The sequence below is a fragment of the Streptomyces sp. TS71-3 genome (genome assembly GCF_018327685.1).
Lineage (GTDB): Bacteria > Actinomycetota > Actinomycetes > Streptomycetales > Streptomycetaceae > Streptomyces.
Genome location: NZ_BNEL01000003.1, coordinates 1,769,347 through 1,795,868, shown reverse-complemented (window position 1 = coordinate 1,795,868; position 26,522 = coordinate 1,769,347). Strand labels below are relative to the sequence as shown.

General features: G+C 71.3%; 22 protein-coding genes and 1 pseudogene. 17 read left to right on the top strand and 6 right to left on the bottom strand.

All coding sequences use genetic code 11. The features are described from left to right. Positions 1-2: 2 nt before the first annotated feature. The 12 genes and pseudogenes from Sm713_RS40910 to Sm713_RS31740 all read left to right on the top strand — a co-directional run. Positions 3-833 (top strand): annotated as a pseudogene (locus tag Sm713_RS40910) (ABC transporter permease); the annotation flags it as partial. A 192-nt stretch (positions 834-1,025) separates the two neighbouring features. Continuing rightward, positions 1,026-2,135, top strand: a complete 1,110-nt coding sequence (locus tag Sm713_RS40905) for an ABC transporter ATP-binding protein (RefSeq protein WP_249417074.1) — start codon at positions 1,026-1,028, stop codon at positions 2,133-2,135. A 128-nt stretch (positions 2,136-2,263) separates the two neighbouring features. Next, entirely contained in the window at positions 2,264-3,373 is a 1,110-nt protein-coding gene (locus tag Sm713_RS31785) for an ABC transporter ATP-binding protein (protein ID WP_212914981.1), read from the top strand. A 52-nt stretch (positions 3,374-3,425) separates the two neighbouring features. Then, on the top strand, positions 3,426-5,123 hold the full coding sequence (locus Sm713_RS31780) for an ABC transporter substrate-binding protein (RefSeq protein ID WP_212913421.1): 1,698 nt from the start codon (positions 3,426-3,428) through the stop codon (positions 5,121-5,123). A 152-nt stretch (positions 5,124-5,275) separates the two neighbouring features. Continuing rightward, positions 5,276-6,175: a sugar phosphate isomerase/epimerase gene (locus Sm713_RS31775; RefSeq protein ID WP_212913420.1), complete on the top strand. Its 900-nt coding sequence runs from the start codon at positions 5,276-5,278 to the stop codon at positions 6,173-6,175. Then, positions 6,172-7,146, top strand: coding sequence for an NAD-dependent epimerase/dehydratase family protein (locus Sm713_RS31770; RefSeq protein WP_212913419.1), 975 nt, complete (start codon positions 6,172-6,174; stop codon positions 7,144-7,146). The genes Sm713_RS31775 and Sm713_RS31770 overlap by 4 nt, the downstream gene beginning before the upstream one ends. 147 nt (positions 7,147-7,293) lie before the next feature. Further along, positions 7,294-7,440, top strand: a complete 147-nt coding sequence (locus Sm713_RS31765; protein WP_212913418.1) for a hypothetical protein — start codon at positions 7,294-7,296, stop codon at positions 7,438-7,440. Next, entirely contained in the window at positions 7,437-8,198 is a 762-nt protein-coding gene (locus Sm713_RS31760; RefSeq protein ID WP_212913417.1) for a GntR family transcriptional regulator, read from the top strand. Before Sm713_RS31765 ends, Sm713_RS31760 begins: the two co-directional genes overlap by 4 nt. A 73-nt stretch (positions 8,199-8,271) precedes the next feature. Next, positions 8,272-9,294 carry an SIS domain-containing protein gene (locus Sm713_RS31755; protein ID WP_212913416.1) on the top strand — a complete coding sequence of 341 codons (1,023 nt, stop codon included), beginning with the start codon at positions 8,272-8,274 and terminating at the stop codon, positions 9,292-9,294. Next, a complete protein-coding gene (locus Sm713_RS31750) occupies positions 9,291-10,187 on the top strand; it encodes a BadF/BadG/BcrA/BcrD ATPase family protein (protein WP_212913415.1) in 897 nt (298 codons plus the stop codon). The genes Sm713_RS31755 and Sm713_RS31750 overlap by 4 nt, the downstream gene beginning before the upstream one ends. Before the next feature lie 79 nt (positions 10,188-10,266). Further along, complete coding sequence (locus Sm713_RS31745) at positions 10,267-11,070, top strand: hypothetical protein (protein ID WP_249416821.1); 804 nt, start codon at positions 10,267-10,269, stop codon at positions 11,068-11,070. A 3-nt stretch (positions 11,071-11,073) separates the two neighbouring features. Next, entirely contained in the window at positions 11,074-11,808 is a 735-nt protein-coding gene (locus Sm713_RS31740; RefSeq protein ID WP_212913414.1) for a 5-formyltetrahydrofolate cyclo-ligase, read from the top strand. A gap of 140 nt (positions 11,809-11,948) precedes the next feature. Here Sm713_RS31740 and Sm713_RS31735 read toward each other — a convergent pair whose 3' ends face one another. After that, positions 11,949-13,658, bottom strand: coding sequence for a glycoside hydrolase family 9 protein (locus tag Sm713_RS31735; protein ID WP_212913413.1), 1,710 nt, complete (start codon positions 13,656-13,658; stop codon positions 11,949-11,951). Positions 13,659-13,818: 160 nt separating this feature from the next. Between Sm713_RS31735 and Sm713_RS31730 the strand changes: the two genes are divergently transcribed. After that, positions 13,819-14,565 carry a ThuA domain-containing protein gene (locus tag Sm713_RS31730; protein WP_212913412.1) on the top strand — a complete coding sequence of 249 codons (747 nt, stop codon included), beginning with the start codon at positions 13,819-13,821 and terminating at the stop codon, positions 14,563-14,565. A gap of 22 nt (positions 14,566-14,587) precedes the next feature. Here Sm713_RS31730 and Sm713_RS31725 read toward each other — a convergent pair whose 3' ends face one another. From Sm713_RS31725 to Sm713_RS31710, 4 genes are all read right to left on the bottom strand, one after another. Further along, a complete protein-coding gene (locus Sm713_RS31725) occupies positions 14,588-15,682 on the bottom strand; it encodes a PleD family two-component system response regulator (RefSeq protein WP_212913411.1) in 1,095 nt (364 codons plus the stop codon). After that, positions 15,675-15,917, bottom strand: a complete 243-nt coding sequence (locus Sm713_RS31720) for a hypothetical protein (protein ID WP_212913410.1) — start codon at positions 15,915-15,917, stop codon at positions 15,675-15,677. The genes Sm713_RS31725 and Sm713_RS31720 overlap by 8 nt, the downstream gene beginning before the upstream one ends. 442 nt (positions 15,918-16,359) lie before the next feature. Next, positions 16,360-20,439 carry a discoidin domain-containing protein gene (locus Sm713_RS31715; RefSeq protein ID WP_212913409.1) on the bottom strand — a complete coding sequence of 1,360 codons (4,080 nt, stop codon included), beginning with the start codon at positions 20,437-20,439 and terminating at the stop codon, positions 16,360-16,362. 192 nt (positions 20,440-20,631) lie between these two features. Beyond that, the gene (locus Sm713_RS31710; RefSeq protein WP_212913408.1) at positions 20,632-21,021 is read right to left on the bottom strand and encodes a helix-turn-helix domain-containing protein; all 390 of its coding nucleotides are present in this window, start codon (positions 21,019-21,021) and stop codon (positions 20,632-20,634) included. Between the two features lie 165 nt (positions 21,022-21,186). Between Sm713_RS31710 and Sm713_RS31705 the strand changes: the two genes are divergently transcribed. Beyond that, positions 21,187-21,915, top strand: coding sequence for an alpha/beta fold hydrolase (locus tag Sm713_RS31705; protein WP_212913407.1), 729 nt, complete (start codon positions 21,187-21,189; stop codon positions 21,913-21,915). Positions 21,916-22,051: 136 nt separating this feature from the next. Here the strand turns inward: Sm713_RS31705 and Sm713_RS31700 are convergent, their stop codons facing one another. After that, positions 22,052-22,648 carry a sugar O-acetyltransferase gene (locus Sm713_RS31700; RefSeq protein WP_212913406.1) on the bottom strand — a complete coding sequence of 199 codons (597 nt, stop codon included), beginning with the start codon at positions 22,646-22,648 and terminating at the stop codon, positions 22,052-22,054. A gap of 470 nt (positions 22,649-23,118) precedes the next feature. Between Sm713_RS31700 and Sm713_RS31695 the strand changes: the two genes are divergently transcribed. From Sm713_RS31695 to Sm713_RS31685, 3 genes are all read left to right on the top strand, one after another. Next, positions 23,119-23,676 (top strand): hypothetical protein, encoded by a 558-nt coding sequence (locus Sm713_RS31695; RefSeq protein ID WP_212913405.1) that lies wholly within the window; start codon positions 23,119-23,121, stop codon positions 23,674-23,676. 117 nt (positions 23,677-23,793) lie between these two features. Beyond that, the gene (locus Sm713_RS31690) at positions 23,794-24,747 is read left to right on the top strand and encodes an IS481 family transposase (protein ID WP_212907835.1); all 954 of its coding nucleotides are present in this window, start codon (positions 23,794-23,796) and stop codon (positions 24,745-24,747) included. Between the two features lie 409 nt (positions 24,748-25,156). Continuing rightward, positions 25,157-26,401, top strand: a complete 1,245-nt coding sequence (locus Sm713_RS31685) for a cysteine desulfurase family protein (protein ID WP_212913404.1) — start codon at positions 25,157-25,159, stop codon at positions 26,399-26,401. Positions 26,402-26,522: the final 121 nt, after the last annotated feature.

Here is a 26,522-nt window from a genome sequence, read left to right as displayed (position 1 = left end):
CCATGGCCGTACCTGCAACCGCCGTCGCGGAGGCGGAAGCGGCGCCCGAGTCCGCCGCCGGCCCCGCCCGGCTCCTGCCCCGCCTGCTGCGCTCCCCGCTCACCTGCACCGGCCTGGTCATCACGCTGGTCTTCCTGGTGCTCGCGGTGATCGGCCCGTGGATCTCGCCGTTCGACCCGTCGGCCGTCAGCCACGACGTGACGGCGGGGCCGTCCGCCACCCACCTGCTCGGCACCACGCAGAACGGGCAGGACGTCCTCTCCCAGATGCTCTACGGCGCCCGCGCCTCCCTGCTGGTGGGCTTCGGCGCGGCGGTGGTGACGACGGTGCTCTCGGTCCTCGTCGGGATCACGGCCGGGTACGTCGGCGGACTGGGCGACGAACTGCTGTCGCTGCTCGCCAACGTCTTCCTGGTGCTGCCGAGCCTGCCGCTGACGATCATCCTCGCCGCGTACCTGCCGCACAGCGGCTCGCTCGGCATCATCCTCGTCATCTCGGTGACCGGCTGGGCGTGGGGCGCCCGGGTGCTGCGGGCCCAGACGCTGTCGCTGCGCAAGCGGGACTTCGTGGAGGCGGCGCGGGCGACCGGCGAGCGGACGTCCCGGATCATCCTCAAGGACATCCTGCCGAACCAGGTCGCGGTCATCGCCGCCTCGTTCCTCGGCACCGTCACCGCCGCGATCCTCACCCAGGCGTCTCTCGCGTTCCTCGGCCTCACCGACGTCACGCAGTGGTCGTGGGGCACCATCCTCTACTGGGCGCAGGTCAACAGTGCGCTGCTCACCGGGGCCTGGTGGTGGTTCGTGCCGGCCGGGCTCGCCATCGCGGTGCTCGGCACGGCGCTGTCGCTGGTGAACTTCGGCATCGACGAGTTCATCAACCCGCGGCTGCGGCAGGCCGGCATCGGCACCAAGCGGGCGCAGCGCGCCCAGGCGGGCGGTAGGCGCCTCCGGCGCCCGCGGCGGTCCGCCCGCGGCACGGGTCCGCGGCCCGCGACGGCGCCGTTCACGCAGGACAGCACCGACGTGGTGCTCGACGTGCGGGACCTGCGGGTCGAGTACGCGGGTGACGGCGGCTCGGTCCGGGCGGTCGACGACGTGTCGTTCACGCTGCGGCGCGGCGAGGTGCTGGGCATCGCGGGCGAGTCCGGGTCGGGCAAGTCCACGCTCGCGTACGCCATCACCCGGCTGCACCGGCCCCCGGCCCGGGTCTCGCGGGGCGAGATCCGGTACACCGCGCCCGGCGGCAGGTCCGTGGACGTGCTGTCGATGGCCGACGACGAGCTGCGGGAGTTCCGCTGGGAGGAGCTGTCGATCGTCTTCCAGTCGGCCATGCACGCCCTGAACCCCATCATGCGCATCGGCGCCCAGATCGAGGACGCGCTCACCGCGCACCGGCCGCACATGACGGCCCAGGAGCGCGCGGCCAGGATCCTCGAACTGCTCGGCATCGTCGGCATCCCCACCGACCGCGCGGGCTCCTACCCGCACGAGCTGTCCGGCGGGATGCGGCAGCGGGCCATGATCGCGATCGGCCTCGCGCTCGATCCGGAGATCATCGTCATGGACGAGCCGACGACCGCCCTCGACGTGGTCATCCAGCGGCAGATCATCGAGAAGATCATGGAGCTCAAGGACACGCTGGGCTTCTCCGTCGTCTTCATCACCCACGACCTGTCGCTGCTCATCGAGCTCTCCGACACGATCGCGGTGATGTACGGCGGCAGGATCGTCGAGACGGCGCCGGCCGCTGACTTCTACCGCCGGCCCCAGCACCCCTACAGCCGCGGCCTGCTCGCGTCGTTCCCCACGCTGGGCGGCCCCAAGCGCGAGCTGACCGGCATCACCGGGTCGCCGCCCGACCTGCGCCGGATGCCGTCCGGGTGCGCCTTCCATCCGCGCTGCCCGGTCGCGTTCGAGGCCTGCTCGCAGCGGCAGCCGGCCCTGTACCGGATCGAGGGGCCCACGAGGGACGGGGCGGCGGCCCAGGCTGCCTGCCTGCTGTACGCGAACGGCGAGGACGAAGCCGGGACCGGCGGCGAGAGCAGTGGGAACGGCCAGAGCGGCCCGAGCGGCCAGAGCGCGGAGAACGGCGAGGACACGGAGGCCGAAGTGGCGATGGGTGAGAAGCAGTGAGCGCCGGGCAGACGGCCGGCGGCTCGGCTCGCCCGGCAGGGACCGCCGCAGGAGCCGCCGCCGGGACGGGCTCGGAGGCCGGGACCGGGGCCGGGCCCGCACGCGCCGCCGGCACGCGCCGCGAGCCGGTGCTCGAAGCGGTCGGGGTGACCAAGCGGTTCCCCGTGCGCAGTGCGATACCCGGCCGTGGCGGCCGGCGCGTGGTGCACGCCGTGGAGAACGTCTCCCTGAGCCTGTACGCGGGCCGGATCACCGCTCTCGTGGGCGAGTCGGGATCGGGCAAGTCGACGCTCGCCCGGCTGCTCGCGCAGCTGCACCCGCTGACCGAGGGCGAGATCAGGCTGCACGGCGAGCCGGTGCGCGCGACAAGCGGGAACGCGTTCCGCGCGTACACCAGCGAGGTGCAGCTCATCCTCCAGGACCCGTTCGCGTCCTTCAACCCGGTGGCGACGATCGCGAGCACGCTGCGGCGGGCGGTCGCCCTGCACCATCCCGGCAAGAGCCGCGCGGAGCAGGACGGCGTCGTCGACCGGCTCTTCGAGCAGATCAGCCTCGTGCCGCCGCGCCAGTTCACCGGGAAGTACCCGCACGAGCTGTCCGGCGGGCAGCTCCAGCGCATCTCGATCGCGCGGGCGCTGACCGCGAGCCCCGCGGTGTTCCTCGCGGACGAGCCGGTCTCCAGCCTGGACGTCTCGATCCGCCTGGGGATCCTCAACCTGCTGCGCCGCCTGACCGAGGAGCGCGACGCGGCGATGCTCTACGTCACCCACGACATCGCCTCCGCCCGCTACTTCGCCGCCGACACGGCGGTGATGTACGCCGGGCAGGTCGTGGAGTCGGGTCCCTCGGAGGCGGTGACGCAGCAGGCCGCGCACCCGTACACGCAGTTGCTGATCTCCTCGGCGCCCGACCCCTCGCGTGCGGGCGCGCCCCGGGTGCGGGACATCGGGCAGCCGCCGAGCCTCATCGAGCCGCCCGCGGGCTGCCGGTTCCATCCGCGCTGCCCGTTCGCGATGGACCGCTGCGCACGCGAGGCACCGCCGTCCTTCGACCTGCCGTCCGGCCATGCGGCCCGCTGCTGGCTGTACGCGGACGACCCCGAGGCCCGGGCGCGACGCGCCGAGAACACCGCGGCGGTGGCCGGCCTCACCACCGGCGTCACCCCTGACCTCGCAGCCGGCCCCACCTCCGGCCCCGCCACCAGCGGTCCCGCGCCCTCCGAACCCGCCGGGCAGTGACCCGGCCCCCAGACGCCGCCCCCCGTCCCCACGCACAAGGAGCAGATGCACCGTGAGCACTCCACCACCCCCGGCCGGCCCGGCCGGCGCCCTCTTCACGAAGCCGACGAGAAGAAGCGTTCTCGCGGGTGCCCTGGCGACCGCCGGCGGCGTCGCCCTGGCCGCCTGCTCCCCGTCGGCGGGCGCCGGATCCGGCGGCGGGGGCAGCACGCTGGTCGTCGCGGGCCAGTCCGACAACCTGACGCAGTCCTTCAACCCGTTCCTGCCGCACTCGGCCCAGGGCCTCACGTACACCAACCAGGGCGCGGGCGGGTTCATCTACGAGCCGCTGGTGCAGATCAACACGGTCGACATCGGCAAGGACATCCCCTGGCTCGCCCAGAAGTGGGCGTGGGCGGCCGACAACAAGAAGCTGACCCTGACGCTGCGGTCCGGCGTGACGTGGACGGACGGCAAGCCGTTCTCCGCCGACGACGTGGTGTTCACCTTCGAGCTGCTGAAGAAGTACCCGGCGCTCAACGTGAACGGCATCAAGTTCGACACCGTCAAGGCGACCGGTGCCACCGGGGTCGTCATGACCTTCGCCGAGCCCTCGGAGCAGTTCTTCACGAACATCGTGTCGACGCCGATGCTCCCCCGGCACATCTGGTCCAAGGCCGGCGACCCGACGACGTACACGGACAAGAACCCGGTCGGCACGGGCCCGTTCAAGCTCGGCCAGTTCTCCGCGCAGAGCTACGTCCTGGAACGCAACGACCACTACTGGCAGCAGAAGGCCGCGCTCACCAGCATCCGGTTCGTCGCCTACAAGGACAACCAGAGCATGACCAACGCGCTGGTGCAGGGCCAGGCGGACTGGGGCGGCACCTACATCGCGGACGCCGACAAGGTGTACCTCTCGCGCAGCAAGGACAACCACTACTGGGCCCCGCTGGCGGGCACCGACGGCCTCATACCGAACCTGGAGCGGTGGCCGCTCAGCGACCTCGCCGTGCGCAAGGCCATCAGCCTCGGCGTGGACAGGAAGCAGGTCGCCGCGGCGACGCACGACGTGCCCGCCACCAGCGTCACGGGCCTGCCCATGCCCGCCTACAAGGACTCGATCGCGCCGCAGTTCCAGGGTGTCGACTTCGTCCAGGACAAGGCGAAGGCCGAGAAGACGCTGACCGACGCCGGTTACGCCAAGGGCGGCGACGGCTACTTCCACAAGGGCGGCAAGCGGGTCGAGTTCTCGATCAGCTTCCCCTCCGCGTACACCGACATCGCCTCACGCTGCCAGGTGCTGGTCTCCCAGCTCAAGGACATCGGCATCAAGCTGACCATCGACACCACGACGGTCACCGACATCAACGAGCTGACCGCCAAGGGCGACTTCGACTCGACCATGGGCTACCCGGTCGGCCCGGCGCCGCGTGCCTTCAACTTCTACAACGACACCAGCAACCCGAACCTGTACTACCCGATCGGCAAGTCGACGCCGACGTACCAGAACATCGAGCGGTTCAGGAACGCGGAAGCGGCGCAGCTCTTCAAGCAGTACCCGAGCGCGGCCAGGGACGCCGACCGGCAGAAGATCGTCAACGGTCTTGAGCGGATCTTCGTCGAGAACCTGCCCTGGATACCGCTGTTCTACTGGAGCAGCCCGGGCAACTGGAGCACCGCGAAGGTCACCGGCTTCCCCACGCCGGACAACCCCTACTTCAGCCCGGTGCCCAATGTGGTGGTCGCGCTGCGGCTGAAGCCCGTATGAGCAGGCCCCTCCGCCCGCCGGCCGACCTGGCCGACCAGGCCGCTCCGACCTCCCCGTCCGGCCCGACCGACCCGGCCCCCGGCCGGTCAGCGGGCCGGGCGGCCCCCGGGGCGGTCCCGGGTGACGCGACGGTGAGACAGCAGGGAGGAACGATGCCGGCCGACCTCGGCGTCATGATGTACACGGTGCTCGACCAGGCCCGCGCCGACCTGGAGGGCACCCTGGAGCGCCTGGCCGGGCTCGGCTACGCCGGCATCGAGACCTACGGTCTCGTCGAGCACTTCGGCCCGGCCCGGGTGCGCCGCGCGATCGACGCCGCGGGCCTCGTGCTCACCAGCGCCCACACCCCGTTCCCCGCAGGTCCCCGCGCCGAGGCGATCCTCGACGAGAACGCGGACCTCGGCGCCGAGGTGCTGGTGTGGAGCATGGAGCGCGAGGAGTTCGACTCCCCGGACGCCGTGCGCCGGGGCGCCGAGCGCGTGAACGAGGCGGCGGAGCGCGCCGCCGGGCGCGGCATGCGGATCGCGTACCACAACCACTTCGCCGAGTTCTCCCGGATCCTCGACGGCCGCCAGGCGTACGACCTGCTCCTGGACGAGCTGGACGACCGCGTCCTGGTCGAACTGGACGCGTACTGGGCCGTGATGGGCGGCGCCGACCCCGCGGAGGTGATCGGCCGCCTTGCCGACCGGGTGCGGTTCGTGCACGTCAAGGACGGTCCCGCGGTCAGCTACGAGGACGACGTCATGGTGCCCATCGGCGAGGGCCGGATCGACTGGGCCCGGGCCCTCGCCGTGCCGTCGGGCATCAGGTGGCACATCGTCGAGCTGGAGCGGCTGGACGTCGACACGTTCGAGGCGCTGCGCCGCAGCCGCGACCACCTGGTCGGGCGGGGCCTCACGCGGGACGGCGGAAGCCGTGCCGGAGGACGGGACGGCGGGAGCCGTACCGAAGGACAGGACGGCGGGAGCCGTACCGAAGGACAGGACGGCGGAGGCCGTACCCACGGACAGGGCGGCGTGAGCCGTGCCGGAGGAGGGGAGCGGGCATGAAGGTGCTCTTCCTGGGCGGGGCGGGCATGATCGGCTCCGCGGCCGCCGCGGAGGCCGTCCGCCGCGGCATCGAGGTCACGGTCGTCACCCGGGGCGAGCCGCGCCGGCCACTGGCACCCGGGGTCAGGCGGCTGGCCGCGGACGTCCGGGACACGACCGCGCTGCGGGAGGCCCTGGGCGGCGAGGAGTTCGACGCCGTCGTCAACTGGGTGGGGTTCACGCCCGACGACGTGCGCGGCCACCCGGAGCTGTTCACTGGCGCCACCGGCCAGTACGTGTTCATCAGCACCTGCTCCGTCTTCGGGCGCCCGGTGCCGAACCTGCCCATCACCGAGTCCAGCCCGCGCCGCCAGCCGGTCTTCGGGTACGCGCGGGACAAGGTCGCCTGCGAGGTGCTGCTGGAGGACCGGTACCGCTCGGCGGACTTCCCGCTCACGATCGTCCGGCCCTTCCACACCTACGACCGCACGGTGATCCCGAGCCTCGCGGGGTGGACCGCGATCGACCGGATGCGCAGGGGGCGGCCGGTGGTCGTGCACGGCGACGGCACCTCGCTGTGGTCGCTCACGCACTCCAGCGACTTCGCGCGCGCCTTCGTGCCGCTGCTCGGCAACGGCCACGCACTGGGCGAGAGCGTCAACGTCCTGAGCGGGGACATCCTGACCTGGGACCAGATCCACCTGACCCTGGCCGCCGCGGCCGGCGTGCGAAGCCCCGTGCTGCGGCACCGCTCCAGCGAGTCGATCGCCGAGGAGGTGCCCGGCTGGGGGGAGGTGCTGGAACACGACTTCCGGCACTCGATGCTCTTCGACACCTCCAAGCTCCGGGCGCTGGTGCCGGGCTTCGCGCCCGAGGTGTCGTTCTCCGAGGGTGCCCGGGAGGTGCTCGCGCACTACGACGCCGACCCCGCCCTGCACGTGGTGAACGCCGCGCTCGACAGCGCGATGGACCGGCTGCTGGGTGAGGCATGACGACCGGGGTGACCAGGGCTTGAACCCGCCTCACCGGAGGCGGCTTCACCCCGTCAGGAGGAGGGTCGACATGTCGAGACGACCTAGCGACCTTGTGCTTACCTTTATAAGACCAAAGCAACACCACTAGCAACACCACTTGCTATCATGAGAGCCGACCCCGGTGCCCAGCAGCGGCCGCGGACGGCATGGAAGGAAGAAGAGACAGTGATCGGCGTCGGCCCCCTCGGTTCCGGGTCCCCCTCCGGGTTCATCGGCGGCACCAGCGCGCAGGCGCCCCGGGTGGCCGGATGACCGCCGGAGCCGGCACCCGGCGCCCCCTGCCCGCCGCCTACCCGGAGCCGCTCTGGGCGCAGGCCAAGGCGGCGCTGCGCGGCCGCATCGAGAGCGGCGAGGTGCGGCCGGGCGCGCGGCTGCCCCCGGAGCGCGAGCTCTGCCGGATGCTGGCCATCTCCCGTGTCACCCTGCGCAAGGCGCTCACCGCGCTCGTCGAGGAGGGCGTGCTGCGGCCCGCGCACGGCAGGGGCTGGTACGTCACCGTGCCCGAGCGCGGCGACTGGCCCAACAGGCTGGAGTCGTTCACGGAGACGGCTCGGCGGATGGGCCTGACGGCCACCTCGCGCGTCCTGCGCCGCGCCATGGGGCCGGCCACCCTGGACGAGGCCGAGGCGTTCCAGATCGCCCCCGGCACCCCGGTCTACCGGCTGGAGAGGGTGCGCATGATGGACGACGTCCCCATCGCCGTGGACGAGTCCCTGCTGCCGGCCGGCGTCGCCGAGGGCTTCGACGACGTCGACTTCACCACCGGTTCGCTGTACGACATCCTCACCGGCCTCGGCCACCGGCTCGACCGCGCGGAGACCACGGTCGAGGCCCGGCCCGCGGACGCCTCTCTCGCCGCGCACCTCGACATCGCCGCGGGCACCCCGGTGCTGGAGATGCACCAGATCGTCCGGGACCCGGCACAGCGCCCGCTGCTCTCCTCCACGATCCGCTATGCCGGCGACCGCTACCGGTTGCGCACGTCCTTCGCGCGCAGTGCCGAGGCATGACGCGGAGCGGGGGCGGACGGCCCGGCACGCCGACGGGGCCCGTGATGACGGCGCCCCATGGAATGGAGCAGACATGAGCGACGGCTACATCAGCTATGCGGCCGCCCGCGCCACCCAGGCGGCCGACCTCGCCGGGGCTCTCGCCCGGCTGACCGGGGAGGTGACCGCCCTCGCCGAGGAGGGCAGGCTGGCCGGTCCCGGCCCCGTGTTCGTCGGCATCGGCGCCAGCCTGGCCGCGGTCTGCGCCCCCGTCTGGCAGTTGCGCAGCCGGGGCGTGCACTCCTGGCGGCTGGGCGCCGGGGACCATCCGCTGCCGTTCCCGCCCAGCAGCCACCCCGTGTTCGGCGTGTCGCAGAGCGGGCGCAGCGCGGAGACGCTGGCGGTGCTGGAGTCGGTGCCCGCGGAGCAGCGGTACGCCGTCGTGAACGCCGTCCCCTCCCCCATCGCCGACCTGTCGCCGGTCGTGCTCGGCCTGGGCGGCATCCCGGACAGCTACGCGTCGACGATCGGCTACACCGCCACCGTCGCCGCGACGGGCATGCTCGCCGACGCCTGGGACGGCGGTCGTATCCACTCCGGTTGGGCCGAGCTGGCGGAGGTGTTCGCGGCCGCCGAGCGGGATCTGACCGACCAGGTGCGCGCGCTCGCACCGCTGTTCCGGGCGGTGTCCTCCGCGGACTTCGTCGGCGCGGGGCCCGCGGTCGGCTCCGCGGAGGAGAGCGCGCTGCTCTTCAGGGAGGTGGCGCGGATCCAGTCGACCGGCATGAGCACGCGGCAGTACCTGCACGGCTCGATGGAGTCGGCCGGGGACAGCGTCCATGTGCTCTTCGGCGGCGCGCGCGAGGCCGCCATCGCCGAGACCCTCGCGAGCGCCGGACACCCGGCCGTCCTCGTCGGCGGCGAGCCGGTCGCGCGGACGCCGCTGGTCCACCACGTGCGGGTGCCGGACCTGCCGGCCGCGCAACGCGCCGTCGTCGAGGTCCTGGTCACCCAGATCCTGGTGGAGGCCGTGGCGGAGCTCCGCGGTGTCGACGTCGAGGAGTTCGTGTTCGACAACGCCGACATCAAGGTGGCGCTGGAAGGACCGCGCTCGTGAAGGTCGCGGTCGGCGCGGACGTCGGCGGCACCAAGATCGACATCAGCGTGGCGGCCCTCGACGGCACGCCGCTCGCCCAGGTGCGCCGTCCCGCGGGCGACTGGGAGGCGTCCCCCGTCGACGCGGCGGCGCGGCGGCTGGTGGCGGAGCTGTCGGCCGCGGTGCCGGCCGGGCACGTGATCGCCGCCTTCGGGATCGGTGCGCAGGGCTGTGACACGCAGGAGCACTGCGCCCGCCTGGCCGCGGCCGTCGAGACCCTCGGGGGCGTGCCCGCGGTGGTCGTCAACGACGCCGCCCTGCTGGTGCCCGCCGCCGGCCTCGACCGGGGCATCGGACTGATCGCGGGCACCGGCTCCATCGGCGTCGCAGCGGACGCGGAGGGGCGGGTGCTGTTCGCGGGCGGCTGGGGCTGGGTGCTGGGCGACGAGGGCAGCGCGCCCGCGATCGTGCGGGAGGCGACGCGCGCGGCGCTGTCCGCGCACGACGCGGGGCTCGGCGACGACGGCCTGTTGTCCGCGCTCCTCGCGCACTTCGGCGCGGCGGATCCGCCCGCGCTCGCACGGTGCGTCAACGACCGCCCGGAGCCCGGCGCCTGGGGCCCCGGTGCACCCGCCGTGTTCCACGCCGCGGACGCCGGCTCGGCACTCGCGGCGCGCGTGGTGGACGAGGCCGCGGGGGGCCTCCAGACGCTGGTGGCCCAGCTGACCGCCCGCGGCGCCGTGGGCGACACGGTCGTCGCGGCGGGCAGCGTCGTGGTGCACCAGCCGCGCCTCGCCGACGGTCTGCGAACCCGCCTCGCGGCATCGCACCCGTCGCTGACGCTGCGCCTGCTGGACGTGCAGCCGGTGGCGGGCGGCGTGGTGCTGGCCCGCAGGCGGCTGGGGGCGGGCTGAGGCTTCCGGTCACGGGCCGCTCGGGCGCCGTCGGTGGTCACGGCGGTGCCCGAGTCAACCGCTGCGCGTCGCTGAGACGTTGCCCTATGACGCAGGGGTCTCCCCTCCGGCACGTAACCACGTCCGAAAGGGGGACTCACATGCGGAGACAAACGCGCTTGCAGCGGCCGGGAACCAGGCAAGGGGTGGAACCGCGGTTGTCACCCTTGAGCCTTGCAATCATTACGGACGTACGCCACCGTGCCGTGAAGCCCTGATAAGCGCCGATATCGCAAGGGTGCTGATTGCCGTTATGGACCCGACGTCGCGGGGAGTGGGCGGCGCGGCACTATTGCGGCGCGCGGGTGTAGAAGTTGAGTGCGGTTTCCTCCAAGACGAAGCCTTGCTGGTCCTGGGGCCTTGGCTTTCCTCTCTCAAGAACTCGCGTCCTTTCGTCACATGGCTATGCGAGACTGATCAACAAGGGCTGCCCGTTCGGGGAGAAGACCATGGTCCTGTGCCGAGAACTCTATCCTTGCTACGTGAGTCACATGATCTTATAGTTACCGAGGATGGAGGAATCGAGGAAGGAAGAGGGGGAAGTCACGGCGATGGAGTCTTTCGAGTGCCAACCCTGTCGTCGTCTGAGAAATTCGCCGAAACTGTAAGCCAGTTGGCTGCGGCAGGGGCGCGTTCCGTGCTGATTGTGGGAGCCTCGGACCGAACCATGGCGCTCAGCGCTGCGGGACTGGTGGACCAGGTGATTGCGTACCTGCCACACACGCCGCACTCACGGACCACAGATAACCCTGAGGGATTCCTTACAGCCATTCCGGAAGGCTATCGATTGGCCGCTGTACATCGGCATGGAGATTACGTGCGGTTGGTGGGCACAAGGGGGTAGCGGGTGAACAGCGCACAGGTCCAGCGTGCCAAACAAGCAGTCCGTGAACGGGTCTGGGATCTCTTGGAGCGCGAGGGTGCGGCGCCTTCGGGTGTTGCGGGCCATATCCCGGACTTCGTCGGTTCAGATGTCGCGGCTATCCGACTCACGCAACATACCGCCTGGCAGGCGGCGCACGTCGTCAAAGCGGTTCCCGACCTGGCTCAGCTTCCCGTTCGCGTGCGGGCACTCGAAGACGGCAAGCACCTCTACATGGCGTCCCCGAAGCTTGCTACGGAGAAGCCGTTCTTCTATCTGGATCCTGCGAGCCTTGCCGTTCCCCCTCTTGAGGCTGCCGCCCACCGTTCAGCGGCGAAGTTCGGGCAGCCGGTGGACTTGGATGAGATGCCGCCCATCGATCTCGTGGTCTGCGGAAGTGTTGCCGTCAACCGCGACGGTGTGCGGCTCGGGAAGGGGGCTGGGTATGCGGACGTTGAAGTGGCCTTGCTCCAAGAGGCGGGTCTCATGAGTCCGCACACCCTCATCGCAACCACGGTCCACTCCCTGCAAGTCGTGGATGAGGCTCTGCCAGACACCGAACACGACTTTCGTGTGGACCTTGTCATCACTCCAGACGAAACCTTTCCGTGTGAGCCGCGCCGGCCCCGGACAGGAATCATCTGGGAGCAACTCACACCGGAATTCATTTCCGCGATCCCCGCACTGGTCCGTCGCAGCCAGGCCGGCAACGGCTCATAGCGCCTTCCCTGGGCGGGAGAACCCGGACGACGACTTCCGCCGCGTAGTCGGTGATCTCCCGGCCGGCCCCGGGCCCCTGCCCGCGTGAGTGGTGGCCCGAGACCGTGCGACCGGCTCCCCGCCGCCGCAGGCGGCCCCTGCTACCGCGCCGCCGAGGCCGCCAGCAGGAACCACGCCGAGTGCGGGATCCACTGCTCGGCCCAGCGCCACTTGACCCCCTTGGCCACTTCCTCGGCCGGCATGAAGGCGATGTCGTGCTCGTCCTCGACGCCCGCGGTGATGCCGTTGAGGATGCCGCCCGGGACGTTCTGGTACACGTCCGAGTACACGGCCTGGTTGCGGCCGCGGCCCTGCATCATCGAGCTGTCGTAGGGGTTGAGGCCGACCACCCACTGGAGCTGGTCCTCGGCCAGCACCCGCAGCCGGTCCCTCAGTCCCTCCTCGCACTCCGGCAGGGCGGCGGCCCGCAGGGCCGCGTACGCGGTGGAGCAGATTCCCGCGTTCTCGCCCTGCCACCAGTACCCGGTCTCGTTCTCGTGCGGGAAGAAGAAGCTGGTCCGCGGCTCCCCGCCGAGGGGCTGGACGAACTGGCGGGCGCAGCCGAAGGGGTTGGCCACCTCGTCGGCGAGGAACACCGCGTCCCGGGCGAGGGCGAGTGCGGTCGTCCTGGCACCGGCGGCGAGCGGCGAGCCGGGGCAGGCCTCCGCGAACCGCAGCAGGGCGACGACCGGCAGGCCGGGCTCGGCCGCGTGGAAGAACGGCCGGCCCTCCGCGTCGCCGCGCAGGTGGCCGAAGCCCCGCCCGGAGTCGGTGTAGCGGTCCGCGAGCGAGGCGGCGCGGCGTTCGGCGGCGGCCAGGAACGGGGCGCGGTCGGCCTCGGCGGAGGCGGCGACCAGCTCGGTCGCGGCGAGCAGGGCGCAGTAGTCGTCCAGGACCGTCTCGGTGCCGTCGTAGAGGTAGTCGGTGTTGTGCTCCTCCAGGTGCGCGAAGCCGCGCCGGGCGGCGGCCAGGTACTCCTCTGCGGTGAAGTCGCCGTGGTCCCCGGCCGTGGCCGCGCGGGCCAGTGCGGCGATGGCGAGGCCGCCGCCCATCCGGTAGGCGGCCTGCCAGCGCTGGGTGCGCACGCTGTCCTGGAGCGGGGCGTTGATCACGCGCTCCTGGAGGTCCTTGGTGAGGGCGTCGAAGATCGCCGTGTAGAAGTAGCCCTCCGGGGACTGGAAGCGCACCAGGAAGTCGGCGCCGTGCAGGCCCTCGTCACGCAGGCGCGCGTCCAGGGCGCTCGCCAGCGCCGGGTGGGTGGCGGGCAGTTCGTCGCGCGCGGCGAGGAACGCCCACGCGCACAGCGGCGTCTGCTGGGGGCTCATCATGCGCGTGTAGTTGAGGTGGCTGAGGAACTTGCTGAAGTCGCCGGAGGCGTCGAGCCAGCCGCCGCGGGCGTCCACGGTGCGGCCCGAGTCGTCGTCGTAGAAGCGGGCGGCACGGTCCTTGCGGTCGATCTCGCCGCTGGAGCGCACCGCTTTGAAGTAGTTGAGCACGTCGGAGAGGGTCGCCGCCTGGAGGCGCCCGCTTGAGATGTCGAACGGCTCGGACGTGTGGGTGCCGCCGGCGGTGCGGATCTCGACGCGGTAGGTGCCGGGTGTCTGAACCCCGCTGAAGTCGATGCGCCGGAACGTGCCCAGCGACCACCGGTCCACGGTCTGCTCGGGGCCCGGCGCCAGCTCGGTCCGGGTGCCGGACTCCGTGTCGACGAGAGCGGCGGACAGGACGTCGGTGGGCTCGGCGCAGAGCACGACGGCCTTCTTCGACGCGTCGGTGTTGTATCCGAGATGACTGGTCAGGACGGTCGGCACTGCTGCTCTCCCGGGGTAGCGCGGATTCGCTCGGACGCTACTCGGCGTCTCCCCTTGGTACAAGTGGTATCACTTGAGGTCTTTATTGGTATTCTCTGGTATTGCCTGTGCCTGGTAAGGTCCGGGTGCCAGGAGACACCGGACGCACCGGAGGTAGGCGTTGAAGCTGCGAGCGGTTCCGTCCGCGCTGGTGCTGGTGGACGGCACGGACCTGCACCACGACCTGATCGGCGCCGCCCTCGCGCTCCAGGAGATCGTGGTGGAAGCGGGCATCCCGGCGGCGCGCGGCGTGGGCGTGAACAGGTTCACCGACCCCATGCCGGCCACCGCGGAGGCCGACGTCTACGTGCTGTACCTCTCGGGCCCCCGCTTCGACGAGGCCGAGCAGCGGGCCCTGTCCGCGTTGGTGGCGGACGGCGGCAAGGGCGTGGTGGCGGTGCACGCCAGCAACCTCTTCGGCTTCGGCCCCGGCGGCGTCGAGGCCGACCGGGCCGCCATCGACCTCGTCGGCTCCCGCTACCTGTCGCACGGCGACGCGGACTCCGAGGGCCGCTTCGACGTCCGGGTCCACCCCGGCCACCCGGTCACCCGCCACCTGGACGACTTCGCCATCGACGACGAGTACTACCTCATCGACTGCGTGGACGGCCTCGACATCCTCGCCGAGCGGGACACCCCCGACGGCCCCCAGCCCGTCGCCTACGCCCACCCGCACGGCGCCGGCCGCGTCTGCTACACGGCCCTCGGGCACGACGCCCGAGCCTGGGGCAACCCGTGGTTCCGCCAGCTCCTGCGCCAGTCCGTGCTGTGGGCGGCGGGCGTCGCCGAGGCGGACATCGCCTCCTTCTCGACGCGGTGGCCGCTGGGCAACGGGCGCCACATCGGGCCTTCCGCGCCGGGGCGGTGACCGCGTTCGCGAACAGCCGAGGTCACCGGTTTCCCGCGAGGCGCTGCTGTTCGAGATAGATGCCGGTGAACACGGCGACCTTTGCGCGTAGGGCCCAGGGGTCGAAGGGCTTGCCGATGTAGTCGACCGCGCCGGCGGCGTAGCCGCGAGCCGAGTGTTCGGGGTCGGTGCCCATGGCGGTGAGGAAGATGATGGGCACGTCGCGGGTGCGGGGCCGTCTCTTGATGTGGGCGGCGGTCTCGTAGCCGTCCATATCGGGCATCTGGATGTCCATGATGATCACGGCGAAGTCGTCCTGATCGAGGAGGGCTTTGAGGGCTTCACGGCCGGAGGAAACAGCGACCAGTTCCTGGTCGAGCGTGGACAGCACAGCGGTCATGGCCAGCAGGTTGTCTCTCTGGTCATCGACGATGAGGACCCGGGGCATGGGCTGCGGAACCGCCGGTGCCATCGCGGCCGCGGTCCGGACCTGCTCGACCGCTTCGAGCTGCCGTTCCAGGAGAGCGCAGCGCTGTTCGGCCTCATCGCGCTGTTGCTGCGTCTCGTGGAGCTGGGCCGACAGGCGGCAGACCTCACCTTGAAGCTGATCGCGTTCATGCAACAGACCGGTCGCGTGGGGGTGTGCTGCGGCCAGGTGTTCGGCACGCTCCCGTTCCGCGCTCCACTCCGCCTCAAGCTGGTTCAGACGCACCTCAAGGTCGGCGATGCGGTGTTTGCGGTCCAGCAGCGCGTCGCCGAGCGCGTCGCCGCGGGCAGTGGAGCGGCGGGAGACGCGGTCGGCCTCGGCGAGTTGCTGCTCCAGGACCTCGACGGCGTGACGGGGTGGGGCACTGGATTCGACGGCTGCCTGATGCAGACGGCGCACCAGCTCGATGGCATCCGGAGTGGCGGCCATGCCACGGTGTTCGGCGACGTCGGTGAAGAGGTCCGTCACGACTTCCCGCGGTGGAAGGCGGGTGCCGCTGAGGTAGCGCGAGAAGGTGCCGGCGTCACGCACGCGGCGGGCCGCGTAGCGGCGAACCGAGACTTCCAGGCCCTCGAACAGCTCCCGCAGCGCCATCGCCAACGCACGCGACTCCGGGGTCAGGTCCTGGGCCAGAGGACGTAGCTCACCCACGGGTGCTCCCGCCCTTCGCTTCCGCTTCCCGCCCGGCGGGCGTGTTGTGGACGGGGTCTGCGGCGATCATCTGGTTGAACACCGCAATGGCCCCACCCGTGGTGGTGAGCCCGGCGAGCACCGCGGCCGCCGTCCCGGCACCGGCCGACGCCGAAAGCAGTCCAGCCCCCACGCCCGATAACACAGCCAGTAGCAGCACCAGTGCCGTCCTCACCGACACGAGCGATCGATCCATCGAACCCGCCCTTTCTCACCCGCCGAACACCGGCCGGGACAGCGCGCCCCGAATGGGCACGCCCTGCGATGAGTCCCACCATGAGGGCAGACGGAAGCGTTGCGCCGGGCAACCGGGAAACCGGCAACGTCCGCGGTCCGTTGCCATCCCTACCCGGCAGGACGCAACGCCCCTTGATCTGCCGGTCAGCACGAACGTGTCGGCGGGTGTTGCGGCAACGACCACCCGGTACGGCGCGCTCGAAGCCGGCGAGCTCGAAGTGATCACCGACGGGATGACCGGGAAGGTGCACGCCGGGATCCCCCGCCCGTCACCGCCCTGTACCCGGCTCTCGCATCACGACAAAAGGCCGTGGCCCGGCGTGGTCGCATATTCTCTGCGACCACGCCGGGCCACGTGCCCGGGCAGGAACTCGCCGGTGGGGCCGCCGGCGGCCCGAACGCTATCCCCGGGCCACCGTCCGCGGGCCGTTGTACGCCTCGACGCTCAGTGCCGGGCGGTGACCCGACGGCAGTGCTCCGGCCGGCCACGACAGCGTGAGGTCCTGCGACTCGCCGGGCAGCAGCCACAGGTAGTTCTGGCTGTAGAGCGTGGGCAGGACGCGCTCCTTGGTGGTGTCGTCCAGCAGGGACAGGCGCACCATCGCCGCGACGGCCGAGCCGCGGTTCTTGACGGTCGCGGTCAGCTGGTGGCGCGGCCCGGTGCCGGTGACGTGCCCGATGGAGGCCGAGACCGTGACCTGCTTGGCCGCGTTCAGCGCCGTCATGGCCGCCGGGGTGCGGTGGCGCCAGTAGGTGTTCCGCGACAGCGTCCGGCCGGCGCCGTCCTTCAGCGTCAGCCGCAGGAGGTGCAGGTCGGGCAGGTCGTCCGTCCATCCGGCGGTGAACGCGGACGTGGTGTCCGCGGACGCGACGTCGACCTTCTTGCTGAGGGTGCTGCCGAGCTGCCTGCCGGCCAGGTCGTGCAGCTGGGCCTGCACGGTCGCACCCTTGAGCGCCTTCGCGGTGTGGTTGACGGCGATGACCTCCCACCGCTGCGGGTCGGCCTGCACGTGCAGGGGCTCGCAGGCGGCGCGGGATCCGTAGTACATGCCGTTGACGTCGAAGTCGTAGTCGTACGTCTGCCACACCGTGCTGTGCCACGCCGGGTGGGACATCCAGAGCATGAGGCCGCTGGCGTCGTTCCACAGGTGGGCGTTCCACGCCTCGAACATGGAGCGTGCGTTCTCGAAGTTGACGAACTGCGCCTTGCGGGCGAAGTCGTCGAGGTCCTTGGCGGTGTCGAGGCGGGTCTCGATCGCGGCCTTGTAGGCGCCCGGCGCCTGGTTCCCGTGCTCGCTCCAGTCGTGGTAGAACCACGCGCCGCCGATCGGCCACTCGGGCCCGTCGCCGGTCATGTGGCGCATGCTCTCGGCGGTGGAGACGACCGGCATGCCGATCTCGGTGTGGAAGCCGAAGCTCTTGCTTCCGTACGTCGCGGGGTCGAAGTACTTCTCCGGCTCGACCCAGTTGTAGGGTCCGCCGCCGGTGATGAAGCCGCCCGCCGAGTTGTTCTGGTAGAGCAGGCCGGGTGCCTGGGACTCCACCGCGTCCCGCATGCCGTTGTCGATCGCGGCCGGCGGGTTGCCCTCGTTCGCGCCGCACCAGATGACGACGCTGGGGTGGATCCGGTAGCGCAGCACCGTGTCCCGGGCGAGGGCGTTGTACGCGTCGTGGTCCGGCGGGTCCATGCCCCAGGCGTTCGGGAAGTCGTTCCACACCAGGATGCCGTGCTCGTCGCAGGCGGCGAAGAACTCCTCCCGGTCGCTGGAGGCCACCCAGTTGCGGATCATGGTGAAGTTCATGTCGCGGTGCATCCGCACGGCCGCGTCCATGCGCTCGGCCGGCATCCGGCGCAGCAGCTCGTCCCAGCCCCAGTTGCCGCCGCGGGCCAGCACGCGCACGCCGTTCACGCTGATCTTCAGCGGGTCCGGCTCGTTGCTCACCGACTTCACGTCCGTCCAGGCGTCGCCGTCGTCGGAGACCTGGATCGTGTAGGTCTTCGGGTAGGCGGCCTCCCACACGATCGCCACCCTGTCGAAGGACTGCGAGGAGCCCAGGTCCACCCGTATCCACTGGTCGTCCAGGTACTCCGAGGACCAGCGGGTGCCGGGGTCGCCGTCGGTGGCGTTGGACGCGGGGTTGGAGGAGTCCTCGGTCGAGGCCGTGACGGACTTGTGCAGCGCCAGGTCGGTGCCCGGCGAGGAGCTGTCCAGCACGGACAGGGACCAGAGGGAGTTGCCCCAGCCGGTGTTGCGGACACCGCAGTCGATGCGTACGTACCGAGCGGTCTGAGCCGTGAAGTCCTCGACCTGGAGGCTCGCGTCACCGGTGTTGAACGGCAGCGGTACGCCCCTGTTGTCGACCGACTTCGCGTCCTGCCACGTCGAGCCGTCCGTGGAGACCTGGACGACGTAGGTCTGCGCGTACGCCTGCTCCCACGCCAGGTCGACCCTGTCGAACGCCTGCGGTGAGCCGAGGTCCACGGCGATCCACTGGTCGTCCTCGTGGGACGAGGCCCAGCGGGTGTTCGGGTCGCCGTCGGTGGCCTTGTCAGGACCGTGGTCGTCGTCCTCCTTCGAGGAGGCGGAGGCGGTCGCGTGCAGGGCCAGGTCGTTGCCGGGCTGGGATCTGTCGAAGACCGACAGGGCCCACAGCGAGGAGCCCCAGCCGGTCGCCCTGGTCAGGCACCTGACGCGCACATGCTGGGCGTGCTGCGCACCGACGTCCACGGACTGGGTGTACGAGTCGCTGCCGTTGGTGAACGGCAGCGGCACCTTGTAGTCGTAGCCGAACTGCCGGATGCCGAAGCGGCAGGTGCGCCGGTCGCTCTCCGCTCCGTCGACCGCCGCGGTCAGGGTGAGGTCGTGCAGGTCGGCGTCGCCGAGGCCGTTGGGCCACCAGAGCCGGGGGTTGCGCAGCCGCAGCTGGTCGAAGGCGTCGGGCGTGAAGGTGACGTCCACGCTCTTGCCGGCCGGGACGGTGACCGCCTGGGAGACGTGGACACCGTCGAAGGCCGCCGAGACGGTCGCCTTGTGGTCGGCGGTGTCGGCGTTGCGGACCGGGACGACGATGGTCAGCTCGGCGGTGGAGGTGTCGGGCAGGTCCGGGAGGGCGGTGTCCACCCGGGGGTCGCCGACCAGGACGTGGCCGGTGGACCGCAGCCGGACGTGGTTCCAGATGCCGGCGACGCGGTCGCGGACCGCCGGCATCCAGTCCCAGCCGGACGACGCGAGGTAGGTGGGCGAGTTGAGGTTCATCTGCTGGGCGCCGGCGTCCACCCACGACTCGCCGGCGGGTCCCTTGTCGCCGGGCGAGCCGGGGACGGGCATCGGTGTGATCTTCACCGCCAGCGCGTTCTCACCGCGCGCGTCCAGCAGCTGCGTCACGTCGTGTGCCGAGCGGGCGAACGGATACGTCAGCCCGCCGACATGCTTGCCGTTCAGCCAGATGTCCGCCTGGTGGTTGACGCCGTCGAACTCCAGCCAGACGTGGCGCCCGGATCCGGTGCGCAGGCCGTCGGGCAGCTCGAAGTCGCGCTTGTACCACCAGGAGTGGCGGGACAGCGCCTCGGGAACGTGCAGGTTGTTCAGGCCGGCCACCGGGTCGGGCAGGTGTCCCTGGTCGACCAGCGAGGCGAGGACCGTGCCGGGAACGGTCGCGGGCAGCCAGCCGCTGGTGTCGACCGAGGTCCGGGAGAGGTCCGCACCCTCGCCGCCTGCCCAGTCGTCCATGGTCAGCGTCCAGCCGGACTCCAGGGGCACCGTGCCGTCGGCGGCGGCCTTCAACGCGGGGGCCTTGCCGTGGTGCGTGCCCCAGTCGGTCCAGCCGGTGGCAGAAGGACGGTGGCCCGGCGCGGTGCCGTACACCTCGAAGCCGTTCAGTCCGAGGGGGTTGTCGCTGGACCGCTTGCGGGCGGTCAGGCGCACCCAGCGCGCCGCGACCGGCTTGTCCAGTTTGATGTCCACCACCCCTCCGGTACCGGAGGTGGTGCGGTAGACGCTGGTCCACGACTTCTTGTCGCGGGAGGTCTCGACGACGAAGTCGACGGCGAAGCTGGAGAGGATCTCCTTGCCGGTCGTGCCGTCGTACGGGTTGCCGCTGGAGGGGAAGGTGAACACCGGGTCGTTCACGTCGCCCTCGAAGGTGAGGCGTATCGACGAGACCTGGCAGTCGCCCTGGAGGTCGACGGAGATCCACTGCGGATCGCCCTTCGCGGCACGCCATCCCGTGCCCCGCACCCCCTTGGCGGTGATCTTGTCCACGGCGAAGGTGCCGGGGGTGGGGGCGTAGTCCGTCGAGGACACCTCGACGGGGCGGTAGGCGGCCAGCTCGCCCTGCGGCGTGCCCGCGGCCGGTGCGCCCCCGGGCGCCGCGGCGGAACTCGTCGCCGGGAACAGGGTGGAGACGCCGAAGCCGGCGAGCAGGGTCGAGCCGGCGGCGACGACGGATCTGCGGGAAGGGCGGTTCGCGTGTTGTGCCATGACCGAGCGGTCCAATCCCAAGTAGAAGCCCACGGCGGCACGGAAGGCGGAACGAGGCGTGCCGGAAGGCGTTGCCAAGCGGTCTGACAACGTTGCCAAAGGCTGCAACCTGCGACGCCTGCTGTCAAGGCTTGCGCCGTTCTTCGCCGGGACGCCTTCGATGTCGGGACTTGTCCGGTGTGCGCCGGTCGGCTACGAAGGTGCCTGGGGACGGGCGTCGTAGGCGGCCCGGGCGGCGTCGATGCCTGCCAGGTTCGTGATGCTCCACTCCAGCAGGGGTGCGGTGGCTTCGCGCAGGGTCCTGCCCATCGGGGTGAGCGCGTAGCTGACGTGCGGCGGCATGACGGCCCGGACGGACCGCGTGAGGATGCCGTCGCGTTCCAGGCTCCGCAGGGTGGCGGTGAGCATGCGCTGGCTGATCCCGTCGATGGCCCGCTTGAGTTCGGTGAAGCGGCGCGGCCCCCGGCTGAGGTTGCGCACGACCAGCAGCGACCATTTGTCCCCGACGATGTCGAGCACCTCACGGGTCCGGCACGGGTCCTCCTGCCGTGCCCGGCTCGGCTCGCCACCGGCTGCGCTCATGGTTACCTCCAGGGAACCGGGGCACCGAAATGTGCCTTGTTGCCCGAGGCACGGTGGGTGCACCACGATGTCTTCGGTTCCTGAAGAGTACCGAGTCACCAAAAGGAACCGCCATGGTCCCGTGCCTCCACAGCCCCGAAGAGGGAGATCGGAGATCGTCCAGCCATGTCAACGTTCCTGCTGGTCCACGGCGCCTGGCACAGCGGCCGGTGCTGGGAGCGGGTGGTCCCGCTGCTGGAGGCCGCCGGGCACCGGGTGTTCGCGCCCTCGCTGACCGGCTACGGCGACAGGGCGCACCTGCTCGGTCCCGAGGTGGGGCTCGACACGCACGTCGAGGACGTCGTCGGGCTGATCCACGACGAGGACCTGACCGAGGTGGTCCTCGTGGGCCACAGCTACGCGGGGCTGGTCATCTCGTCCGCGGCCAACCAGGTCCCGGACCGGATCGGGCACCTGGTGTACCTCGACGCGATGGTCCCGGAGCACGGCGAGACCGCCGTCGACGTCCAGCCCGTCACCCGGAACCTGATCGACGTCGCCGTCACGTCCGGGGGCGGCTGGCGCGTTCCGCCCCTGCCCGAGATGCCCCCGCCCCTCGGGCTGTTCGGGGTCACGGAACCGGCGGACGTCGCATGGCTGCGCACGATGCTCTCGGACCAGCCGGTGCGCTGCCTCCAACAGCCGGTCCGGCTGGACAACCCGGCCGTGAACGCCATCGCGCGCACGCACATCCACTGCGTCGGGGCGACACCCGAGGGCATCACGCGGCGACCCGTTCCCGCGACACAGCCCAACGGCTCCCCGGCAACGGTTCGGGAGCTGCCGACCGGACACGACTGCATGATCACCATGCCGGCGGAGCTGAGCGAGATGCTGGTCAAGGTGGGGCTGTAGGCGGTGGCGGGGGCGTGGCGGGGGTGCCGTCGCGGGGGTGCCGTCGCGCCGGGGGGCATCTCGCCGGGGGCGTCGCGGGGGCCGTCGCTGGCCGAGCGGACCGGTTGCGTACGGGAATCTTCCGCCGCCGGCGCCGCTACCCGGCGCTGCGCGTGGTGAGGTCCTCGTCCGTGATGGCGCGCACCACGCGGCAGGGCGTTCCGACCGCGACGGTCATCGGGGGAATGTTGCGGCTGACGACGCTGCCGGCACCGATGACCGAGCCGTAGCCGATACGGACGCCGGGCAGGACCACGGCGTTGCTGCCGATCCACACCTTGTCCTCGATGACGATGGGTTCCGAGAACCGTCCGAAGTCGGCGCGCCGATCGGGGTGCACCGGGTGTCCCGTCGTGGTCAGCGTCACGCTGGGAGCGATCATGACACCGTCGCCTATGCGGATGTCCACGTCGTCGACGAACGTGAGGTTCACGTTGCCGAAGAAGTCGTCCCCGATGTGGACGTTGCTGCCGAAGCCGGCGTGGAACGGCGGGAGCAGCACCGTGCGTTCACCGACGGAGCCGAGGATCTCGACGAGCAGCGACCGGCGTCTGTCGGCTTCGCTCGGTGGCGTGCGGTTGTACTCGAAGATCTGGTCGGTGCGGCGCAGGGGTGCCTGGAAGGCCGCTTCCGACTCGGTGTAGACGAGGCCCTTGGCGATCCGGGCCAGGACTTCTTCGTCGTGAGCACGCACTGCGGAACCGCCCCTTCTGCCAGCACTCGGGCACAGGCCCGGCGCGTCCGACCGACGACGCGCTGCACGAGCCTACGTGCGCCGTGGCGAGGCCGTGATCCGTTTTCGGCCTCACTGGGACGGCACGGTGTCCGGTTCGGCACGGTGTCCGGTTCGGCACGGTGTCCGGTTCGGCACGGTGTCCGGTTCGCGCCGCGAAGGGTGTGGCCGGCGTGACCCCCGCGCCTCGTGGCTCATGTTCGGGCCCCCGGGCCTCACCACCCCCGTGCCATGGCGGGCGGCGGTCCCGCGCGACGGCGCCTTCTGGCCGATACAGCATGTTCGGGTAAATCGGGTTGTATCCCGACGCTACGGTTTGGCGCGGATGTTCAGCAGCGGCACGTTCGGCGGGGACCTGCGCGGCAGGCAGGAGCCTCGCCGCGTGCCCGCGTCCACCGCCGTAGGCCCCCGTTCCCCGGAAAGGCGTCGCCATGATCGCAATGAAGCGGCTCACCACCCTGGCCGGCCTGGTCGCGCTCGCCCTGGGCGACGCCACCCTCGCCTCCGCCCCCGCGGACGCCGCGACCGGCACCATCTCCTGCACCGGCTGGAGCTACACCACCTACAGCCCCGGCCTGACCAACACGATCCGCCCCACGACGGTGACGGTGGACGGCCGGCTGAACGTCATCGACGCACACAGCCCGACCGGCACCTGCCTGGCGCTCGGCTCCGGCGCCACGGCCGGCACGCGGAACGTGACGGCACTGCTGAACCTCAGCTGCAACGCCGTCCTGACCGAGACGGGCACGGAGACGATCGACTGGAACGACGGCCGGTCGACGTCGTTCTCCTTCACCGCGACCGCCGCCCACATCGGCTCCAACACCGTGCTCACCGAGACCGGCACGGTCACCTCCGGCGAGTTCCTGGGCGAGAAGGTCGTGGAGACGTTCACGGCACCCAACCTGGCCTTCACCGACTGCGCCACCGAGACGGGGGTCACCGACCTCGACTACGCCACGGTGCTCACCATCCTCCCGCTCTAGGTGTTCTGTCCACGGAGGTTGGTGACGGACGCCACGGCTGAGCGATCTTGAAATAGGTGAGGGCCTTCTGGCTCGGTGTGGATTGCGACATCTGCACCGGCGACCAGAAAGGCCCTCGTGCCCCACCGTAATGCACCCCTGACCGAGACAGGACGACTGCGGCTGGCCCGCTGCGTCGTGGAAGACAACTGGCCCCTGCGCCGGGCCGCGGAACGCTTCCAGGTCTCGCCGACAACGGCACAGCGGTGGGCCGACCGCTACCGCAGGCTCGGCGAGGCGGGCATGACCGACCGCTCCAGCCGCCCGCACGCCAGCCCACGCCAGACGTCGACACGTACCGAGCGGCGGATCATCAAGGTGCGCGTACTGCGCCGCTGGGGCCCCGCACGGATCGCGAGCCTTCTGCGGCTGGCGCCCTCCACCGTGCACCGGGTACTCACCCGCTACGGCCTGGCCCGCCTCACGCATCTGGACCGGGCCACCGGCCGCGTCATACGCCGCTACGAACGCGCCAGGCCCGGCGAGCTCGTCCACGTCGACATCAAGAAGCTCGGCAATATCCCCGACGGTGGCGGCCACAAGATCCTTGGCCGCCAAGCGGGCCGCAAGACCCGCTCCGGCGCCGGCTACAGCTACCTGCACACCGCCGTCGACGACCACTCCCGCCTGGCCTACAGCGAGATTTTCACCGACGAGAAGAAAGAAACCGCCGTCGCCTTCTGGATCCGGGCGCAGGCGTTCTTCGCCTCGTGCGGGATCACCGTCGAGCGCGTGCTGACCGACAACGGCTCCTGCTACAAGTCCCGTCTGTGGCGCGATGCCCTGGCGGCGGCCGGGATCACCCACAAGCGAACCCGGCCCTACCGACCCCAGACGAACGGCAAGGTCGAACGCTTCAACCGCACCCTGCTCGATGAGTGGGCCTACGCCCGCCCTTACCGCTCAGAGCAGGAACGACGCGACGCCTTCCCTGACTGGCTGCACACCTACAATCACCACCGCGGACACACCGCGCTGAAAGGCCAACCACCCGCCAGCCGCGTCCCCAACCTCACAGGGCAATACATCTAGGCCGTGTCCGGCGGATCTTCGTGGATCAGCCTGCGGCGTCTGGTGCCGTGCATCGCAAGGCGGAGGATCATCCTCGTACGGGGCGTACCCGGATGACTCCGACAACGCGGCGAGGTGCGGTGCTGGGGGCACTCCCCCACTGCCCTGAACGGGCGTGGGAGGTACCCCCACCCACGCCCTTCAGGCAGTGGGGGAGTCGCGGGCCCACGAAGATCCGCCGGACACGGCCTAGGGGCCGGGAGGAGCGAAGTCCTCCCGCTCCGGGAGCCGGAAGGAGCGCACCGCACCCCGAGACGGCCGCGCGTCCGGACGCGATCCCGGTGGATCCCCGCGCCGGTGCTCGGCCGTCCAGGTGAGCGTGGGGCCGCGACTCCGGCGTCCCGGGGCATCGTCCCGTTAGCGTGCGGCAATGGAACACGCCCCGGCGCCCGCGTCGCCCTGCCGCGCGGACGCACCGGTCCGTTTCGCGGGGGCAGCCGGCCTGACCGACCGCCTGCCGCCGCATCCCGGGCTGACGGGTGAAGTGGTCTACCTGGACTACAACGCCACCACTCCCGTCGACCCGCGTGTCGCCGAGGCGATGCTGCCCCACCTCACCACGTTCTTCGGCAACCCCTCCAGCGACCACCCGTACGGCGCCGGACCGCGGGCCGCTCTGGCCCGCGCCCGCGAGCAGGTGGCCGCGCTCATCGGCGCCCGCCCGCCGGAGATCGTCTTCACCGCGTCCGGTTCGGAGGCCGACCAACTCGCCGCGCGCGGCGCGGTCCTGGGCTCCGGCCGGCGCCGCCCGCACGTGATCACCCAGGCCACGGAGCACCCCGCCGTCCTGGAAGCCTGCCGCGCCCTTCAACGCCTGCACGGGGCGCGCGTGACGGTCCTACCGGTCGACGGCGAGGGACTGCTCGACCCCGCCGCGTTGGCCGCCGCCCTCGACGACGACACCGTGCTGGTGTCGGTGATGGCCGCCAACAACGAGACCGGCGCCCTCCAGCCCGTCGCCGAACTCGCCTCCCTGGCCCGTGCGCACGGGGCACTGTTCCACTGCGACGCCGCCCAGGCCGCCGGAAGGGTCCCCCTCGACGTCGAGACGCTGGGCGTCGACCTCCTCACCGTGGTGGGGCACAAGATGTACGCACCCAAGGGGACCGCCGCGCTGTACGTGCGTCAGGGCGTGCGGCTGGAGCCGGTCGTCTACGGCGGCGGCCAGGAACGCGGACTGCGCGCCGGCACCGAGAGCACCGCTCTGGCGGTGGCGCTCGGCACCGCCGCCCGGCTGGCCGCCGACGACCTGGCCCGGGGTGAGCCCGCCCGCGTCGCCGCACTCCGCGACACCCTGCACCGGAACCTGGCCGACGCACTGCCCGGCCGCGTAGACCTCAACGGCCCCGCCGGGCAGCGGCTGCCGAACACGCTGAACGTCAGCGTCCAGGGCGCACCCGGGCACGCGCTCCTCGCCGCCACCCCCGAGATCGCGGCCTCTACCGGCTCGGCCTGCCACAGCGGCACCCGCACCCCCTCCCTGGTCCTGACCGCCATGGGCCTCGGCCCCCGTCGGTCCGTGGAGGCGCTTCGGCTGTCGCTGGGCCGCTGGACCACATCCCGGGACGTCGAGACGGCGGCGGACGCGCTCGCCAAGGCGGCTGCCATGCGGTGACGCCCGGCGTGCATGGCCGGCGCGCAGTGACGCCCGGCGTGCGGTGACGCCTGGCGTGCATGGCCGACGTGCCCCTGTGATACGCACGCTTCGGCAGCACCCTGTCGCTTCCGGCAGTGGT